The sequence below is a fragment of the Pseudomonas sp. Pseusp3 genome, assembly GCF_047304225.1.
Lineage (GTDB): Bacteria > Pseudomonadota > Gammaproteobacteria > Pseudomonadales > Pseudomonadaceae > Aquipseudomonas > Aquipseudomonas fluorescens_CD.
Genome location: NZ_JBGLYV010000107.1, coordinates 1 through 18,716, shown reverse-complemented (window position 1 = coordinate 18,716; position 18,716 = coordinate 1). Strand labels below are relative to the sequence as shown.

The 18,716-nt window shown below is 60.2% G+C and carries 15 protein-coding genes; 6 read left to right on the top strand and 9 right to left on the bottom strand.

Features of this window, described 5'->3' with window-relative positions; translation table 11 throughout:
* Window positions 1–134: 134 nt before the first annotated feature.
* Together ACCD00_RS25785 and ttcA are read right to left on the bottom strand one after the other, a co-directional pair.
* Window positions 135–809, bottom strand: a complete 675-nt coding sequence (locus ACCD00_RS25785; RefSeq protein WP_413428129.1) for a DNA-3-methyladenine glycosylase I — start codon at window positions 807–809, stop codon at window positions 135–137.
* Between the two features lie 128 nt (window positions 810–937).
* Window positions 938–1,762: a tRNA 2-thiocytidine(32) synthetase TtcA gene (gene ttcA, locus ACCD00_RS25780; protein WP_008016509.1), complete on the bottom strand. Its 825-nt coding sequence runs from the start codon at window positions 1,760–1,762 to the stop codon at window positions 938–940.
* Between the two features lie 281 nt (window positions 1,763–2,043).
* Between ttcA and ACCD00_RS25775 the strand changes: the two genes are divergently transcribed.
* A complete protein-coding gene (locus tag ACCD00_RS25775; RefSeq protein ID WP_008016508.1) occupies window positions 2,044–2,646 on the top strand; it encodes a Yip1 family protein in 603 nt (200 codons plus the stop codon).
* Window positions 2,647–2,804: 158 nt separating this feature from the next.
* The gene (locus tag ACCD00_RS25770; RefSeq protein ID WP_413428128.1) at window positions 2,805–3,299 is read left to right on the top strand and encodes a SprT family zinc-dependent metalloprotease; all 495 of its coding nucleotides are present in this window, start codon (window positions 2,805–2,807) and stop codon (window positions 3,297–3,299) included.
* Window positions 3,300–3,419: 120 nt separating this feature from the next.
* On the opposite strand, the gene ACCD00_RS25765 is transcribed toward ACCD00_RS25770, so the two are convergent.
* Window positions 3,420–4,601: a CaiB/BaiF CoA transferase family protein gene (locus ACCD00_RS25765; RefSeq protein WP_413428127.1), complete on the bottom strand. Its 1,182-nt coding sequence runs from the start codon at window positions 4,599–4,601 to the stop codon at window positions 3,420–3,422.
* 144 nt (window positions 4,602–4,745) lie between these two features.
* Window positions 4,746–6,080, bottom strand: a complete 1,335-nt coding sequence (locus ACCD00_RS25760) for a dicarboxylate/amino acid:cation symporter (RefSeq protein WP_413428126.1) — start codon at window positions 6,078–6,080, stop codon at window positions 4,746–4,748.
* A gap of 338 nt (window positions 6,081–6,418) precedes the next feature.
* On the opposite strand from ACCD00_RS25760, the gene ACCD00_RS25755 reads away from it, so the two are divergent.
* The gene (locus tag ACCD00_RS25755) at window positions 6,419–7,417 is read left to right on the top strand and encodes an AraC family transcriptional regulator (RefSeq protein ID WP_413428125.1); all 999 of its coding nucleotides are present in this window, start codon (window positions 6,419–6,421) and stop codon (window positions 7,415–7,417) included.
* A 161-nt stretch (window positions 7,418–7,578) separates the two neighbouring features.
* On the opposite strand, the gene ACCD00_RS25750 is transcribed toward ACCD00_RS25755, so the two are convergent.
* The 3 genes from ACCD00_RS25750 to ACCD00_RS25740 all read right to left on the bottom strand — a co-directional run bounded on the left by ACCD00_RS25750 (window position 7,579) and on the right by ACCD00_RS25740 (window position 10,322).
* Window positions 7,579–8,925 (bottom strand): ATP-binding protein, encoded by a 1,347-nt coding sequence (locus ACCD00_RS25750; RefSeq protein ID WP_413428124.1) that lies wholly within the window; start codon window positions 8,923–8,925, stop codon window positions 7,579–7,581.
* Window positions 8,922–9,599 carry a response regulator transcription factor gene (locus ACCD00_RS25745; RefSeq protein WP_111281548.1) on the bottom strand — a complete coding sequence of 226 codons (678 nt, stop codon included), beginning with the start codon at window positions 9,597–9,599 and terminating at the stop codon, window positions 8,922–8,924. The genes ACCD00_RS25750 and ACCD00_RS25745 overlap by 4 nt, the downstream gene beginning before the upstream one ends.
* Window positions 9,600–9,719: 120 nt before the next feature.
* Window positions 9,720–10,322, bottom strand: a complete 603-nt coding sequence (locus ACCD00_RS25740) for a hypothetical protein (protein ID WP_413428123.1) — start codon at window positions 10,320–10,322, stop codon at window positions 9,720–9,722.
* Between the two features lie 145 nt (window positions 10,323–10,467).
* On the opposite strand from ACCD00_RS25740, the gene ACCD00_RS25735 reads away from it, so the two are divergent.
* The gene (locus tag ACCD00_RS25735) at window positions 10,468–11,259 is read left to right on the top strand and encodes a dienelactone hydrolase family protein (RefSeq protein WP_413428122.1); all 792 of its coding nucleotides are present in this window, start codon (window positions 10,468–10,470) and stop codon (window positions 11,257–11,259) included.
* Between the two features lie 91 nt (window positions 11,260–11,350).
* Entirely contained in the window at window positions 11,351–12,076 is a 726-nt protein-coding gene (locus tag ACCD00_RS25730) for a 4'-phosphopantetheinyl transferase family protein (RefSeq protein ID WP_413428121.1), read from the top strand.
* 128 nt (window positions 12,077–12,204) lie between these two features.
* On the opposite strand, the gene ACCD00_RS25725 is transcribed toward ACCD00_RS25730, so the two are convergent.
* Window positions 12,205–13,815, bottom strand: coding sequence for an ATP-binding protein (locus tag ACCD00_RS25725; RefSeq protein ID WP_413428120.1), 1,611 nt, complete (start codon window positions 13,813–13,815; stop codon window positions 12,205–12,207).
* Window positions 13,812–14,534 (bottom strand): response regulator, encoded by a 723-nt coding sequence (locus ACCD00_RS25720; RefSeq protein WP_413428119.1) that lies wholly within the window; start codon window positions 14,532–14,534, stop codon window positions 13,812–13,814. Before ACCD00_RS25720 ends, ACCD00_RS25725 begins: the two co-directional genes overlap by 4 nt.
* Before the next feature lie 740 nt (window positions 14,535–15,274).
* Here ACCD00_RS25720 and ACCD00_RS25715 point away from each other — a divergent pair.
* A complete protein-coding gene (locus tag ACCD00_RS25715) occupies window positions 15,275–18,169 on the top strand; it encodes a ribonucleoside-diphosphate reductase subunit alpha (RefSeq protein ID WP_413428118.1) in 2,895 nt (964 codons plus the stop codon).
* Window positions 18,170–18,716 lie beyond the last annotated feature (547 nt).

Below are 18,716 nucleotides of genomic sequence, written 5' to 3'. Positions count from 1 at the left end.
TTCAACCCAACGGGGGCGGGCTTGGCCAAAACCCCAACCCCCGCCCCTCCCCCTTCCCCCCCAACCCCGCCCCCAAATTTTCACCCATTTAAAATTGGGGGCGGGGGCTTGCTCGCGAATGAGGCGACTCGGTTTCAATGATTGACGGTGTAAGCCAGCATCATCGAAATCTGGCTCATCGGCCGTCCGCCACTTTCCTCATGCCACTGGTTGAACACGTCCTGCACCAAAGCCAGGTCGCGCAGACTGCTCGGCACCTTGTCGATGATGTCTTGCGCATTCAATGCCGCCACTACGTCATAGCTCGGTACAAAGGTGTCCTTGCCGATCATCCGCAAGAAGCGCGGGGCCGACAGCCCGCCCAATTGATGTCCGCGTTTTTTCAGGAAGCTCCAGAGCCCGACGATATCGGTCACCGGCCAGTCGGCGATCAGCGCGCCGAAGCTGCCCTTTTCATGGGCCACGTCCAGAATGAACTGTGCATTGCGCGGCACGCTCTTGAGCTTGCCCAGGTGACGGATGATCCGCGTGTCCTGCATCAGGCGCTCAAGGTGCTCGGCACTCATCAGCACGACTTTTTCCGGATCGAACCTGAAGAACACTTCTTCGAAGGCCGGCCACTTGGCATCCACCAGGCTGTGCTTGAGCCCGGCGCGGAATACCCGTAGCGCCATCATCGAGAGGTAGCGATCGTCGCTGATCTTGCGCAGTTGCTCGGGAGTCTTGGGAACGGGCAGATGGGCTTCCAGTTCAGCCGCCGAACCGAAGCGGTTCAGACAGTACTCATTCAGCCACTTGAAGTCGCGCATGCCCTCTCCTGAGGAATAAAACGAAAAACCAATGTGGGAGCGGGCTTGCTCGCGAAAGCGGTGTGTCATTCAACTATATATCGACTGACACTACGCCTTCGCGAGCAAGCCCGCTCCCACAGTTTTGATCAGAGGTTGACCACGTTGACGAAGCGCGAAGCCGCGGACTCGTCGATCTTGAGGCTGGTGAAGTCGAACAGGTTGCGATCCGCCAGTTGCGACGGGATCACGTTCTGCAGGCTGCGGAAAATGCTCTCGGTACGGCCCGGGGTCTTGCGCTCCCAGTCCTGCAGCATTTCCTTGACCACCTGACGCTGCAGGTTTTCCTGGGAGCCGCAGAGGTTGCACGGAATGATCGGGAATTGCTTGAAGTCCGAGTAGGCCTGGATGTCTTTTTCGTTGCAGTAGGCCAGCGGGCGGATCACCACGTTACGGCCATCGTCGGCGCGCAGCTTCGGTGGCATGGCCTTGAGCGAACCGTTGAAGAACATGTTCAGGAAGAACGTTTCGACGATGTCGTCACGATGGTGACCGAGGGCCATCTTGGTCGCGCCGATTTCATCGGCAAAGGTGTAGAGCGTGCCGCGACGCAGGCGCGAGCACAGCGAGCAAGTGGTCTTGCCTTCCGGAATCAGTTCCTTGACCACCGAGTAAGTGTCCTTCTCGACGATGTGGTACTCGATCCCCAGTTCTTTCAGGTAGGCCGGCAGCACGTGCTCCGGGAAGCCCGGCTGCTTCTGGTCCATGTTCACGGCCACGATCTCGAACTTGATCGGCGCAACCTTCTGCAAGTGCATCAGCACATCGAGCATGGTGTAGCTGTCCTTGCCACCGGACAGGCAGACCATGACCTTGTCGCCGTCTTCAATCATGTTGAAATCGGCAACCGCCTCACCGGCCAGTCGGCGAAGGCGCTTTTGCAGTTTGTTCTGGTTGACCGTGAGAGTGCCCATGACGCGAAATCCGTGAGGTGTGACGAAAGGCGGGCATTTTACGCAAATTCTTTGCACTTGTGGCGAGCGGGCAACATCTCCAGCTCACCTACAGACCCGACGGCGATTAACAATTGTGTTTACAGCGCGATTTGCTCTAAAGCCCCTACTTCTTCTAGGGAAACTCATCCCTATACTGCGACATAAGGTCTCATGAAAATTTCAGACCTGTGACTTGCTAGGCCGCATTGGCCCGTAGGCGCTCCACTGGGGGGCGACGGTAAAAAAGAGGAGTGACTGGCATGATCCATCACGTAGTGGGGCTCTTCACCCACCCTGACCAAGAATGGAAAGAGATCCGTGGCGACCAGGAGGAAAGCATCAGCCACATGTACCTGACCCATACGCTGATCCTGGCGGCGATCCCCGCCGTGTCTGCCTTCATAGGCACCACACAGGTCGGCTGGGTCATCGGCAACCGGGCTCCCGTGATGCTGACCGTAGAAAGCGCGATATGGATGACGATCATGTCGTACGTGGCGATGCTCGGTGGCGTTGCGGTAATGGGCGCATTCATTCACTGGATGGCCCGCACCTATGACGCCAACCCAAGCCTCGCCCGCTGCATTGCGTTTGCGACCTACACCGCTACACCGCTGTTCATCGGTGGCCTCGCCGCTTTGTACCCGCACTTGTGGCTGGGGATGATCGTCGGCACCGCAGCCATCTGCTACACGGTGTACTTGCTGTACGTGGGCTTGCCGACATTCATGAACATTCCATCTGACGAGGGCTTTCTGTTTTCAAGTTCGGTGCTCGCCGTAGGCCTGGTGGTGCTGGTCGCCATCATGGCGTTCACTGTGATTGTCTGGGGACTCGGCGTAGGGCCGGTCTACACCAATTAGCCACCCGTCACTGATAATCAGAAACCAACGATACAGGCCGCCGCAAGGCGGCCTTTTGATTCTTCAGCAACGAGGAGGCACACGACCATTCGGCACCTTGGCGATTCGCAAGGCCCCAGGGTTGCGGCATACTCGACCGCTCTGGAGATCCATCAAGCATGCCCGAGCAACTCAATTCCCGCGTCGAAGACTGTTTCCAACTAGCCGAATCCTTTTTCAAACGAACTTTCAAACGCCCCGTGGTGAGCCTCAAGCTGCGCGGGCAAAAAGCCGGTGTCGCGCATTTGCACGAGAACCTGCTGCGCTTCAATCCGCAGCTGTATCGGGAAAACACCGAAGACTTCCTCAAGCAGACCGTAGCCCATGAAGTCGCCCACCTGATCGCCCATCAACTGTTCGGCGACCGTATCCAGCCCCATGGTGAAGAGTGGCAATTGATCATGCGCGGCGTGTACGAATTGCCGCCCAACCGCTGCCACACCTATGACGTCAAACGCCGCAGCGTGACCCGCTACATCTACAAGTGCCCGTGCGCCGACAGCGACTTCCCGTTCTCGGCCCAGCGCCACAGCCTGGTGCGCCAGGGGCGCAGGTACTTGTGTCGACGGTGTCGCCATACGCTGGTGTTCAGTGGGGAGATGCGGGTCGAATAGCGGGACTCTCGGTGTTTGTATCGGCCTCTTCGCGAGCAGGCTCGCTCCTACACCGGATTTATGCGGCACCAAAGTCCCCCTGTGGGAGCGGGCTTGCTCGCGAAGAGGCCGGAGCAGACGCTAGAGAATGACCTTGGCTGACCGCAATTCAGCAATCCGCTGCGCACTGAACCCCAGTTCCCCCAACACCTGATCCGTATGCTGCCCCAGCACCGAGCCAATATGCCGGGGCTCAGGCAAACCTTGCGAAAACTTCAGCGGACACGCCATCTGCGCCTGGCTTGATCCGTCGCCCCGCGGCACTTGCGCCACCAACTCCCGTGCCTGCAACTGCGGATGACGCAGCGCTTCTCCCAGGCTCAACACTGGCTCGACACAAGCATCCAGCTCCGCGAACAGCGCGCACAACTCGGCAAAGTCATGTTTTTCGAATTCGACCGTCAGCGCGTCCTTAAGCTGTTGCCGATGCACCAGTTGCGGCGACAGGCCGAGGCCGGCCAATTCTTCCAGCCCCAACGCCGTGCACAACTGCTTCATGAATGCCGGCTCCAGGCTGCCCACCGATAGCCAGCGCCCATCCCTGGAGCGGTAGTAGTCGTAGAAGCTGCCGCCATTGAGCACCTGGTTTTCCGGCCCCGGCTCGACGCCACAGGCCAGATACCCGGCACCGGCCATCGCATTCAGGCTGAACGCGCAGTCGGTCATGCTGACATCCAGGTGCTGGCCCTGACCGGTTTGCTGTCGGGCAATGACCGCCGCCAGCAAGCCAACCACCCCGTGCAACGAGCCACCGGCGACATCCGCCACCTGCATGCCCAACGGCAGTGGCCCACTGTCGGCCCGGCCGGTGTAACTCGCCAGCCCGGACAAGGCCAGGTAGTTGATGTCATGGCCGGCGCGGTCCTTGTAGGGGCCGGTCTGACCGTAGCCGGTGATCGACACATAAATCAATTCGGGCTTGATCGCCTTCAGGGCTTCGTAACCCAGGCCCAGACGCTCCATGACACCCGGGCGGAACTGCTCGAGCACAATGTCGTAGTCCTGCAGCAACGACTTGATCACCTCCAGCGCCTCGGGTTGCTTGAGGTCCAGGGCGAGGCTGCGCTTGTTGCGGTTGAGGTAGGCGTGGCTGGCTGACACGCCTTGATCGTGGGGCGGCAACACCCGCAGCAGATCCATGCGGGTCGGTGATTCGATGCGCAGCACTTCGGCGCCCATGTCCGCCAGCAGCAACGAGGCGAACGGCCCCGGCAGCAATGTCGAGAAATCCAGAACCTTGAGTGATGCCAGTGGACCGGGCATGAGCGTTCTCCCTTGACGATGCCCACAGCCTAGGCAGCCGATCGCTTTGCAGCAATCACCTTATGCGCCATGTGCAGTGACCGTTGTGCTCAATCACCGGGCATGAAAAAACCCGCCGAAGCGGGTTTTTCATTACAACAAGGCTTACTTGGCGTTGGTCGGGGTTGCCCCTTCGACGTGGCCCAAAACATCGTCTTTAGGCTCGTCGGCAATGCCGCGACCGCCAGAGGCCAGCTCCGCTTGCAACACGTCGGTGTCCAGTTCCTTGACCCACTTGGCCACGACGACGGTGGCAACGGCGTTGCCGATCAGGTTGGTCAGGGCACGGGCTTCGGACATGAAACGGTCGATGCCGAGGATCAGCGCGAGGCCGGCAACCGGCAGGTGGCCCACCGCCGACAGGGTCGCAGCCAGTACGATGAAACCGCTACCGGTCACGCCCGCAGCACCCTTGGACGACAGCAGCAACACCACCAGCAGGGTGATCTGATGCGTGATGTCCATGTGGGTGTCGGTGGCCTGGGCAATGAATACCGCGGCCATGGTCAGGTAGATAGCGGTACCGTCGAGGTTGAACGAGTAGCCGGTCGGGATCACCAGGCCTACTACGGATTTCTTCGCACCCAGACGTTCCATCTTGATCAGCATGCGTGGCAGCACCGACTCCGAAGAGGAAGTGCCCAGCACGATCAGCAGTTCCTCACGGATGTAGCGGATCATTTTCAGAACGCTGAAGCCGTGGGCGCGAGCGATACCACCCAGTACGATCAGGATGAACAGCAGGCAAGTGATATAGAAGCACGCCATCAGTTGACCCAACTGCACCAGCGAGCCGACACCGTAGGCACCGATGGTGAACGCCATGGCACCGAAGGCACCGATTGGCGCGAGCTTCATGATCATGTTGATGATGTTGAACATCACGTGGGCGAAACGATCGATGAAGTCCAGCAGCGGCTTGCCGTAGGCACCCAGGCGATGCAGGGCGAAACCGAAGATCACCGAGAACATCAACACTTGCAGGATGTCGCCGGTGGCGAAGGCGCCGACGATGGTCGTCGGGATCACGTTCAGCAGGAAGCCTACGACGCTTTGGTCAGCACCGGCCGCAACATAAGCGGCAACCTTGGAGGCATCCAGGGTAGCGACGTCAATGTGCATGCCATTGCCTGGCTGCACGATGTTGACCACGGCCAGACCGACCAACAAGGCAATGGTCGAAACGATCTCGAAGTACAGCAGCGCATAACCACCGGTCTTGCCGACCGACTTCATGCTCTGCATGCCGGCGATACCGCTGACAACGGTACAGAAGATGATCGGGGCGATGATCATTTTGATCAGCTTGATGAACCCGTCACCCAACGGTTTAACGGCCACACCGAGCTGTGGGTAGTAGTGACCGAGTGCGATACCGATGACAATTGCAACGATCACCTGGAAATACAGGGATTTGTACAGTGGCTGACGAGTCGTCATTGCAAAGTTCCTCAAGGGTGCCCGGTGGCAACATCCAGCTGTTGCCCGCAACACCGCAATTGCGAACCCTCCTGCACTGGAGGGATTTGTTTTTTCGAGCTGCGCAACGGCAGGCATCTGCATGTTGTATCGCAAGGCCCGTGCCACCTTGCGCAAAATCCCTGCAAGCCTTTTGATATCAGGGGTCGCAGCGATTTCCCTGTCACCGGACGGTTACAATCATGTGGCGGATTTCCGCCCTTCCATTAAAAGACGTCCTGCAATTTGGCGGATATCCGCCCTGTTCACGCCCGCAGTGCGCAGCTACCATCCGTCGTTCAACGGTCAGAACTGCTGTCATGCGCGAACGCACCATTGCCAGTCATTTCGCCCGCGCCGCCCTTGGTGGTGCGCGTCGGCACGGCTACGACTTTTCGGGCCTGCTACAACAACTGGGGATCAGCCCCGAGTTGCTGGACGAACCCCGGGCGCGCATCGCTCCAGAGCAATTCACCCAACTGATTCAGGCCTTATGGCTGGCACTGGACGACGAGTACCTGGGGTTCGGGCAAGCCCCCAGCAGGCCGGGCAGCTTCGCGATGATGTGCCATGCCGTGATTCACTGCCGCAGCCTGGATAAGGCACTCAATCGCGGCTTATTGTTTTATAGCCTATTCCCCGGGGCTCCGCGCTTGACCCTGAGCCGCGAAGATGAATGGGTCCGCCTCAGCCTCGACGACTCGCAACTTTGGGATCCGGATCATTTTCTCAGCGAAAGCCTGCTGGTGATCTGGCACCGTTTCGGCAGCTGGCTGATCGGCCAGCGCATTCGCCTGGAACAGGCCGCGTTCAGCTACCCCCGGCCGGAACACGGCGCCGAGTACGACCTGCTGTTTTCCTGCCCGCTCGAGTTTTCCAGCCCCCAGAGCAGCCTGTTGTTTCACAGCCGCTACCTGGCCATGCCGCTGTTGCAGGATGAACGCACCCTCAAGCATTTCCTCGAGCGCTCCCCCGCCGACCTGCTCTCGCGCCCGGACGATGGCGACAGCTTGAGCAGCCGCTTGCGCCGTTTGCTCAGTCGCGACAGTTCACGCTGGCCCGATCTGGAAGCCGTGGCCGCGCAGCTGCACATCAGCCCGCAGACCTTGCGCCGGCATTTGCGGGAAGAGGGATCGAGCTTTCAGGAGTTGAAGGACCAGTTGCGCCGGGACATCGCGATTTATCACCTGAGCCGCGCCGACCTGTCGTTGCAACAGATCGCCGAGCTTCTGGGGTTTTCCGAGCCGTCGGCATTTCACCGGGCGTTCAAGAAGTGGACGGGGCTGACGCCGGGGGCTTATCGGGCGCAGGAGAACTGAGTTTCAGGAGCAATTTTTTCTGGTGTGTTCACTGGCCTCTTCGCGGGCAAGCCCGCTCCCACAGGGTATTGAGTTAGTCAGATGATTTTTGAACAACTTCGGCCGATGTGGGAGCGGGCTTGCCCGCGAAGAGGCCCGAAAGAGCACAATCAAACTCCAGGTCATACCACCGGAAAATGAATCCGGAACGCCGCCCCGCCCATCGGTGAATCGCCCAAGGTCAGCTTGGCGCTGTAGCTCTCGATGATGTCCTTGACCACCGCCAGGCCGATGCCCTGCCCCGGGTGCTGACGGTCCAGGCGCTCGCCGCGCTCGAGAATCCGTGCGCGTTGATCCTGTGGTACGCCGGGGCCGTCGTCCTCGACACACAACTCGATGCCGCCAAGGGTTTCGCGCACGCTGATGCGTATTTCGCCCAGGCACAGGCGATAGGCGTTTTCCAGCAGGTTGCCCATCATCTCCAATAGAGCGCCCTGCTCGATCGGTACGTAGCACGGGTCGGGCAGGTCGAACGCGACGTGCACGCGCTTGTCGCGATAAACCTTGTCCAGCGTGTCGCACAGGCTTTTCAGCACCGGGTGCAAACGCACCTGATGACGTACCAGACCGCTTTTGCGCAGGCTGGCGCGCTGCAACTGGTAGCTGATCTGCTGGCTCATGCGTTCGATCTGGGTTTGCAGAACCCAGGCCTGATCGCGATCCTCCGGACGCAGGGCCAGGTCTTCGCTGACGCCTTGCAACACCGCCAGCGGCGTTTTCAGGCTATGGGCCAGGTCATCGAGGGAATCACGGTAGCGACTGCGCTGCTCACGCTCACTGTGCAGCAACCGGTTGAGAGAACCGGTGAGGCGCAGCAATTCCCGGGGATGTTCCTCACTGAGGCTTTCGCGGGTGCCACCTTCGATCTGATCCAGTTCCTGGCTCAAGCGCCGCAATGCCTGCAGGCCCCAGGTCAGTCCGATCCACAACAACGCCAGCAGCACCAGCAGTGCCGCGCCAAAACCCAGATAGAGATTTTCTCGCAGGCCTTCCAGGGTCAGTTCGTACTCACGAACCGGCTGCAGCGCCACGATGCTGAAGGCTGCGCTTTTGCCACCGAGCAACTTGACCTCGACGTCGTAGACGAAGAACTCCTGGCCATTGGCTTCACGGATCCGCGCAAACTCGTTGCCACGTCCGTCGTAGCGCGGCTTGTAATTGATGTGTTCTTCCCGGGTCGCCTTCGAACGCCAGACCAGATGCCCCTCACGGTCATAGATGTAGCCGAGCAATCGGCTGTCGGTGAGGTTGAAGCGTTCGTCGGGCAGCTGCTCCGGCATCTGCAGGCTGTTGTTCTCCACCCGGGCGGCAGAGATCAACGTAGTCACGTCCGATGCCAGACGCTGCTCGATGGAGTCTTGCAACGCCAGGCTGAAGGCCCCCTGCATCGCCGGCAGCAACGCCAGCATGAACAACACCGCCAACAGCGTGGCGGCGAGCATCAAGCGGATGCGCAGCGAACGGATCAAGTGCAACGCTCATTGAACAGGTAGCCCAGGCCGCGCACGGTATCGATCGGTTTGAACCCGCCCGGCCCCTCCAGTTTGCGGCGCAGACGACCGACCAGCACCTCGATCACATTCGGATCACGCTCGTCATCATCCGGATAGAGCTGCTCCATCAAGCGGTCCTTGGGCACCACTTGCTGATGGTGACGCATCAGGTATTCGAGAATGCGGTACTCATACGCGGTCAGTGCCAACGGCTGATCGTCGAGGGATGCCTGCTTGCGGTTCAGGTCCAGCAGCAACGGACCAGCAACGATGGTCGACTGGGTGAAGCCGCTGGAGCGGCGCAGCAAGGCATTCAGGCGAGCCTCCAGTTCTTCGAACTGAAACGGCTTGACCACGTAATCGTCGGCACCGGCGGCCAGGCCTTCGACCTTGTCCTGCCAGTTGCCTCGCGCGGTGAGGATCAGGATCGGGAAAGTTTTGCCACCTGAGCGCAACTGCCGGATCAGGTCGAGACCGCTCATGCCCGGCAGACCGAGGTCGATCACCGCCAGGTCAAAGTTGAACTGCGCGGTCTGATACAGCGCCTCCTCGCCGTTGGCCACGGACTCGACCACATGGCCGCTCTCCGTAAGGCGGGTTTTCAGGTGATGACGAAGCAGCGCTTCATCTTCGACGACCAGCAGTTTCATAACGCTCTCCCGGGCAAATCAACATCTCCAGAGGCACAACGTCGCACCTCGATAGCTAACATGGCAATGCCGGACCAGCCACTCGGGTTGATCCGGCACAGGCCGCTCGCGAAACGCTTGTCAGAAAGCGTAGTTGGCGGACAGGTAAGTCTGGGCGCTGCTGGTCAGGTCCAGCGAACCCCGCTTGCTGCCACCACGCTCACTCATCTCGGTGCTGGCGTTGCTGCGCAGGTAACGGTAACCCAGTTCAACCGAGGTGTTCTGCGAAACCTGTTGCAGCACACCCGCCTGGGCGCCGATGGCGTAACCGATATCGCTGTCGCGGCTGAAGCCTGGCGACTCCTGAGTCATTTTGGTCAGGCCGGCCGTGGCACCACCGAACAGCCTGGTGCTACCGCCCACCGGGTAAAACAGATCGTAGCTGCCCAGGAGGTTTTCCTGACGCAGTTTAATGCCGTTGTGCGAGCCCGACACATTGTCGTAAGTGGCGTAGTACCGGCCCTTGGTGTTTTGCTGGCCCAGACGGACACCCCAGGTGGTGTCCTTGCCGATCACGCCATCGGCGTTCGGATGGTTCAGGTTGTCGTTCAGGGCGTGGGACTTTTTGACCTTGTCGCTGGTCTGTCCAAGAGTAATGCTGGCAAAGTTATCGTCGGATGCGAAGGCTGCGGTGCTTGCGCCCAGTACAGTGAATGCCAGAAGCAGTTTTTTGAATCCAGTCATTGGGAGTGTCCTCATGTGCCGTTTGTTTATTGGGTACGGGGCAAGGTTACGCACCGAGCCCTGAACTCCCCCTGAACGCACTCTGAACCCGGGCTGAACCGCCCCCTCCCGAATGTTTCGACACTTTTCAAGAGGAGTTCCGATCATGCGCATGTTCTTCGCCGTCCTCCTATTGGCCTTGAGCGGGCTCAGCCAGGCTGCCATCCAGACCCGGGAAATCCCCTACCAGAGTGCCGATGGCACGAAAATGATCGGCTATTACGCCTACGACGATGCCCTCAAGGGTCCGCGCCCCGGCGTCGTGGTGGTGCATGAATGGTGGGGACTCAACGACTACGCCAAGCGCCGCGCCCGTGACCTTGCCGGCCTGGGCTACAGCGCCCTGGCCATTGACATGTACGGTGACGGCAAAAACACCGAGCACCCCAAAGACGCCATGGCCTTCATGCAAGCCGTGGCAAAAGACAGTGCCGTGTCGAGCGCGAGGTTTCAGGCCGGGCTCGACCTGCTCAAGCAACAACCGCAAACCGATCCGCATAAAATCGCCGCCATCGGCTACTGCTTCGGTGGTGGCGTGGTGCTCAATGCCGCAAGACAGGGCGTGCCATTGGCAGGCGTGGTGAGTTTCCATGGCGCGCTGACGACCAATACACCGGCAACGCCAGGCAGCGTCAAGGCGAAGATCCTTGTGGAGCACGGAGCACTGGACAGCATCGTCACCCAGGAAAACATCACGGCTTTCAAGAGCGAGATGGACAAGGCCGGCGCCGACTACAGATTCGTCAGCCTCGACGGCGCCAGGCATGGCTTCACCAACCCGGATGCCGATCGACTTGGCCATGGCGATCATGGCGGGCCGGACATTGGCTACAACAAGACTGCGGATGAAAAATCCTGGGCGGACATGCAGGCGTTCTTCAAAAGGATCTTTGGTTAACCCTGATATTTGTGGCGAGGGGGCAAGCCCCCTCGCCACAAAAGCCGTCTGCTACTACCCAGCCCCAGGGCAACCCGGCAAAATGCCCCGCATGAACTCCACTCCTGCCCTGCCCGTCTGCTGCACCCCCCTCGATGACCATTGGCCGCTGCCGTTTGTGCTGCCCGATACGGTCCTGCTGAGCACTCATTTCGATAGCTCCCGACTGGCCAGCGATGACTTTCAGCGCAGTGCTGTGGAGGCACCGGCGAGCATTCAGCGCTCTGTCGCCAAACGGCAGGCGGAGTTTCTCGCCGGGCGGGTGTGCGCGCGGGCCGCGTTACAGCGGCTCGAAGGCCTGGGCTTCATTCCGGCCATCGGTGAAGACCGGGCACCGGTCTGGCCTGCCCATATCACTGGCTCGATCACCCATAGCACTGGCCGGGCCGCGGCGATTGTCGCGAACAAAAGCCATTGGCGCGGCCTGGGCATGGATCTGGAAGTCCTGCTCAATGCCGATCGGGCCGAACGCCTGGCCGGGGAAATCCTCAATCCGCCGGAGCTACAGCGCATGGCGGCCGGTGATCACGATCTACGGGCGTTGTTGGTCACCCTGACTTTCTCGGTCAAGGAAAGCCTGTTCAAGGCGCTCTATCCGATCGTTCAGCAACGGTTTTATTTCGAACACGCCGAAGTGCTGGAGTGGTCTGAGTCGGGAGAGGTGCGGTTGCGGCTGCTCACCGATCTGTCCCGCGAATGGCGCAACGGCACCGAGCTGGATGCGCAGTTCGGGGTCAAGGATGGGCAGTTGTTGAGTCTGGTCAGCATCAGGGCCTGAGTTTTTTTTGGCGCATGGCAGGGCCCCTTCGCGAGCAAGCCCGCTCCCACACTGGATCTGTAGTGTTCACAAAGCCCAATGTGGGAGCGGGCTTGCTCGCGAAAGCGGTTGAACATTCACCGAAAATCTCAGCGCTTCTCCTGATTCCTCGGCCAACTCAAGCTGAAACACGCCCCGCCCAGGCTTTTGCTCTTGCCGATCAACGCCCGCCCACCATGCCAATGGATGATGCGTCGCACAATGGACAGGCCTAACCCATGACCTCCAGAAGCACGGGTGCGGCTGTCGTCGAGACGCAGGAACGGCGTGAAAATCTTCTCCCATGCCGACTCCGGCACCCCCGGCCCGTCATCCTCGATATCCACCCGGCATCGCTGCTGCCCCACCTGATAGCTGATGGTCACCCGTGATTGCGCATGGCGCATGGCATTGCTCACCAGATTCTGGATCGCCCGGTGCAGATAACGCGGTTCGGCCTCGACCCAGGCATCGTCGTTATCGGCCGCCGACAGGCACAACCCGCGCTGTACCGTGACGTCGGCGCGCAACGGCGCCAGCTCTTCAATCACTTGATTGACCAAGGCATCCAGATCGATCCGCTGAAAGTTCAGCGCCGGAGAACCCTGTTCGAGCCGCGCGTAGGTCAGCATCTCGTCGACCAGCCGGTCGAGGTCCTCGATGTCGTGATCCATGCCCTGGCAGTATTTTTCCAGGGCTTGTGGCGTGGTGGCCGAGCCGATCATCTCCAGGCCAAAGCGCAGGCGCGCCACCGGCGTGCGCAATTCGTGGGACACCGCGCGCACCAGTTCACGCTGGATCGCCAGCAACTGTTGCAGGTGTTCAGCCATGCCGTTGAAGGCCGAGGCCAGGCGCCCTACGGAATCCGCGCCGCGCGCCGGCACGCGGGTTTCCAGGCTGCCCTTGGCGATGCGCGTGGCCGCGGCCTCCAGGCCACGCAAGCGGCGCTCGAGCTGACGCACCAACAGATAAACGATCAGGCCGATCAGCGTCAGGCCCAGCGCGGCGATCAGCACCAGCCATTCCGGGGGATAAGGATTCATCTGGTACAACGGGCCGATTTCCAGGACCCACGGCGTGCCGACCATGCCGGCAAACACCCTAATCGAATCGCCCCCCTTGCCCAGCGCCATCACCGTATCGCCCTCGGACACCCGGCGGCTCTGGTCTTCGTCCATGTCCGCCTCGTCAACCGTGACCAGGCGCAGCTCGAAGCCGAAGCCCTTGCTCTCCTTCAATTGCGCCAGGCGCAAGGGCTGGTCGGCTACCGGAGTCCGCACCAGTTCATCGGTCAACAGGTAGATGGTCGCCCGGGCCAGTTGTTCGCTGATCTGCTGCACTTCCCCGGTGAGCATCAACTGCTCCTTGTCGCTGACCAGCTTGTACACCTTCGCCGCGTGCGGCCCGGTCTGTTCCACCAATGCCTGGCCGCGCAACACACGAGTGCGCTGGGTCAGGTCGAGGTCAGTCTCGGTAAAGGTTTTCAGCGCCAGCGGAATGCCCAGCAGCCGCTCCCACACCAGCAAGGCCCGGTGACGCTCGGTCTGGTTCATCGGTTGCAGGTTGTCGGCCATCAGCGAAAACGTGCCGTGGGCCAGGCGCTCGCGGTATTGCTCGCTGCGCACCTGATTGAGCAGGTGCAACGCCAGCACACCGAGCACCGCCACCAGAATCAGCGCGGCACACATGCCGCCATAGATGCGCAGGAAGATCGAATTCACAGGGTCTGGTCTACGCAAGCCTCGGGAACGAACAGATAGCCTTTGCTGCGCACGGTCTTGATCAGCCGTGGATGCTCCGGATCATCGCCGATCTTCGGGCGGATGCGCGAGATGCGCACATCGATGGAGCGGTCCTGGCCGTCATAGCCGATGCCCCGCAGTGCGGTAAAGATTTCCTCCCGGGAGAGGATGCGACCGGCATTGGCCACCAATAGCCAGAGCAAGTCGAATTCGGCGCTGGTCAGCTCGATGCCGTTGCCCTGCAACCAGGCTTCGCGCAAGGCGTTGTCGACGATCAGCGGGCCGAACTGCAGGCGCCGCTGTTTTTCCGGGGCGACTTCGGGCGCTTCACTGCGACGCAGCAAGGCCTGGATGCGCGCCAGCAGCAGACGCGGGCGTACCGGTTTGCACACGTAGTCGTCAGCCCCCAGGTCCAGGCCGAGAATCTGGTCAGCGTCATCGGTGCGGGCGGTGAGCATCAGGATCGGGCCGTCATATCGGGCGCGGACCTTGCGGCAAATGCTCAGGCCATCTTCACCGGGGAGCATCAGGTCGAGGATCACCAGGTCCGGTTGCTCCTTGATGATGCGGTTCGCAGCAAGCGCTCCATCGCCTTCGATCGATACACGCAGGCCATTGGCTTCCAGGTAATCGCGGGTCAGTTCGGCCAGTCGCTGGTCGTCCTCCACAATCAATACCTGCCAGGCTTCTTGCTCCACGGGTGACCTCTGCTTGCCAAAAACACTAATAAGGAAGGATCCGCCCGTCTTTTTGTAATGATTCGGGAAGATAAATATGTATACACGCTGGGCCGATTGTATAAACGCCGCCCGTCGAGAACACAAGCGGGTAAATGCGTTCGGACAACAGGGTTTTTTGTGATAGGGTTCGCGCCCTTAAAAATCCGAACGAGCATTTTCGATCGTAGAAAATTGCTGAAAAAAGGTCCGGTCCAGCAGTGTCGCGGCCTACACGCCGGTTCCCTCTTTCACACACAATTTACGCACAGGTTTATCCACAGGTAGTACGTTGCAATCCCCCCCTAAAACGCATTATCTTGTAGCCCGGCGCTAAAAAAACCCTAGATATGGGGTTTTGCGCAAAAAACCAAACACAAACCAGACACCAATTTCAAGCGCTATTATTGCCTCTGTCCGGTTGAACCAAACGTATTTTCGAAAGACCAAAACGCGCGTGCGGATGGCTACTGTATTTCGGCCCCGAGTGGCGAAAACGGTACGGGTGTTGCAGTCCCGACTGTCACCTGCAATGGATCCCGGTTTCAGGCCCAAGGCGTGAGACCAAAGACTTCGGCATGGAAGCGGCGCCCGATAAAGCCCCCTTCCTACTGTCCCGAAGTTGTTATGCCCGGCGCTCGCCGGTTGTAGTGCTTCAGGACGGAACGGTGGGCACCGTGATGGTGCCCAAACAAACATAGAGAATGTGGAGACACTCCCCCATGCAAACCGACACAACTCGCGAGAACCCGCAGGGCACCTTGCCGCCGGCCGCTGATTCGAATTCGGATCTGTCCGCCACCGCGCCTGGCCAACTGCGCGTGATCAAGCGTAACGGCACTGTCGTTCCCTACACCGATGACAAAATCACCGTCGCCATCACCAAAGCGTTTCTCGCAGTTGAGGGCGGCACCGCTGCCGCCTCGTCGCGAATCCACGACACCGTTGCCCGCCTGACCGAACAGGTCACCGCGACCTTCAAGCGTCGCATGCCATCGGGCGGCACCATCCACATCGAAGAAATCCAGGACCAGGTCGAACTGGCCCTGATGCGTGCCGGCGAGCAGAAAGTGGCTCGCGACTACGTGATCTACCGTGATGCCCGCTCCAAGGAACGTGCCGTGCGTGCGCCGGCCGAAGAAGCGGTCAACGCTCACCCGTCGATCCGCATCACCCGTGCCGACGGCAGCCTGGCGCCGCTGGACATGGGCCGCCTGAACACCATCGTCACCGAAGCGTGCGAAGGCCTGGAAGAAGTCGACGGCGACCTGATCCAGCGCGAAACCCTGAAGAACCTGTACGACGGCGTGGCCCTGAACGACGTCAACACCGCCCTGGTGATGACTGCCCGTACCCTGGTTGAACGCGAGCCGAACTACTCGTTCGTGACCGCGCGCCTGCTGATGGACACCCTGCGCGCCGAAGGCCTGGGCTTCCTCGGCGTGGCCGAAAGCGCCACCCACCACGAAATGGCCGACCTGTACGCCAAGGCACTGCCGGCCTACGTCGCCAAAGGCATCGAGTTCGAACTGCTGAACCCTGTGCTGGCCGAATTCGACCTGGAAAAACTGGGCAAGGCAATCAACCACGAGCGCGACCAGCAATTCACCTACCTGGGCCTGCAAACCCTGTACGACCGCTACTTCATCCACAAGGATGGCGTGCGTTTCGAACTGCCGCAGATCTTCTTCATGCGTGTGGCCATGGGCTTGGCGATCGAAGAGAAAGCCCGTGAAGACCGCGCGATCGAGTTCTACAACCTGCTGTCGTCCTTCGACTACATGGCGTCGACTCCAACCCTGTTCAACGCCGGTACCCTGCGTCCACAGCTGTCGAGCTGCTACCTGACCACCGTGCCGGATGACCTGTCGGGCATCTACCACGCGATCCACGACAACGCCATGCTGTCGAAATTCGCTGGCGGCCTGGGCAACGACTGGACGCCGGTTCGTGCGCTGGGTTCGTACATCAAGGGCACCAACGGCAAATCCCAGGGCGTCGTGCCGTTCTTGAAAGTCGTCAACGACACCGCCGTTGCCGTTAACCAGGGTGGCAAGCGCAAAGGCGCTGTGTGTGCCTACCTGGAAACCTGGCACATGGACATCGAAGAGTTCATCGAGCTGCGCAAGAACACCGGTGATGACCGCCGTCGTACCCACGACATGAACACCGCCAACTGGATCCCTGACCTGTTCATGAAGCGCGTCTTCGATGACGGCAAGTGGACCCTGTTCTCGCCGTCCGAAGTGCCGGACCTGCACGACCTGACCGGCAAGGCCTTCGAAGAGCGCTACGAGTACTACGAAGCCCTCACCGAGTACCCGGGCAAGGTCAAGCTGTTCAAGACCATCCAGGCCAAAGACCTGTGGCGCAAGATGCTGTCCATGCTGTTCGAAACCGGCCACCCATGGCTGACTTTCAAAGACCCGTGCAACCTGCGCAGCCCGCAGCAGCACGTCGGCGTGGTCCACAGCTCGAACCTGTGCACCGAGATCACCTTGAACACCAACAAGGACGAGATCGCCGTTTGCAACCTGGGCTCGATCAACCTGCCGAACCACATCGTCGACGGCAAGCTGGACACCGCCAAGCTGCAACGCACCGTGAACACCGCCGTGCGCATGCTCGACAACGTGATCGACATCAACTACTACTCGGTGCCGCAAGCGAAGAACTCCAACTTCAAGCACCGTCCGGTCGGCCTGGGCATCATGGGCTTCCAGGATGCGCTGTACCTGCAGCACATTCCTTACGGTTCCGACGCTGCCGTAGAGTTCGCCGACAAGTCGATGGAAGCGGTCAGCTACTACGCGATCCAGGCTTCCTGCGACCTGGCCGACGAGCGTGGCGCGTACGAGACCTTCAACGGTTCGCTGTGGTCCAAAGGCATCCTGCCGCTGGATTCGCAACAGATCCTGATCGAGGCTCGCGGCCAGAAGTACATCGATGTCGACCTGAACGAAACCCTGGACTGGGCACCGGTTCGCGCCCGTGTACAGAAAGGCATTCGTAACTCGAACATCATGGCCATCGCACCGACCGCGACCATCGCCAACATCACCGGCGTGTCGCAGTCGATCGAACCGACCTACCAGAACCTGTATGTGAAATCGAACCTGTCGGGCGAATTCACCGTGATCAACCCGTACCTGGTTCGCGACCTGAAGGCTCGCGACCTGTGGGACTCGGTCATGATCAACGACCTGAAGTACTACGACGGTTCGGTGCAGCAGATCGAGCGCATCCCGCAAGAACTCAAAGAGCTCTACGCGACTGCATTCGAAGTGGACACCAAGTGGATCGTCGACGCCGCCAGCCGTCGTCAGAAGTGGATCGACCAGGCTCAATCGCTGAACCTGTACATCGCCGGCGCTTCGGGCAAGAAGCTGGACGTGACCTACCGCATGGCCTGGTACCGCGGTCTGAAGACCACTTACTACCTCCGTGCCCTGGCTGCGACCAGCACCGAGAAGTCGACCATCAACACCGGCAAGCTGAACGCTGTTTCCAGCGGTGGCAACCACGGTGAAGATTCGGTCCTGGCAGCGCCAGCCGGCCCTGCTCCAGTGCCGAAGGCTTGCGCCATCGACGAGCCGGATTGCGAAGCTTGCCAATAAGCTGAGCCGGTAACACAAAAACCCCCGACAGGCCTTCGGCTTGTCGGGGGTTTTCTTTTACCTGCCTGTAGGAGCGAGCTCGCTCGCGATGGGCGCTAACGATAACGCGCGCTGACTGGTTAAACGCGGCGCCTTTTAGTCCATCGCGAGCAAGCTCGCTCCTACAAAGGGCCAGGTTTTTCCTGGATAAACACCATCGACTGTAGGAGCGAGCTCGCTCGCGATGGGCGCTAACGATAACGCGCGCTGACTGGTTAAACGCGGCGCCTTTTAGTCCATCGCGAGCAAGCTCGCTCCTACAAAGGGCCAGGTTTTTCCTGGATAAACACCATCGACTGTAGGAGCGAGCTCGCTCGCGATGGGCGCTAACGATAACGCGCGCTGACTGGTTAAACGCGGCGCCTTTTAGTCCATCGCGAGCAAGCTCGCTCCTACAAAGGGCCAGGTTTTTCCTGGATAAACACCATCGACTGTAGGAGCGAGCTCGCTCGCGATGGGCGCTAACGATAACGCGCGCTGACTGGTTAAACGCGGCGCCTTTTAGTCC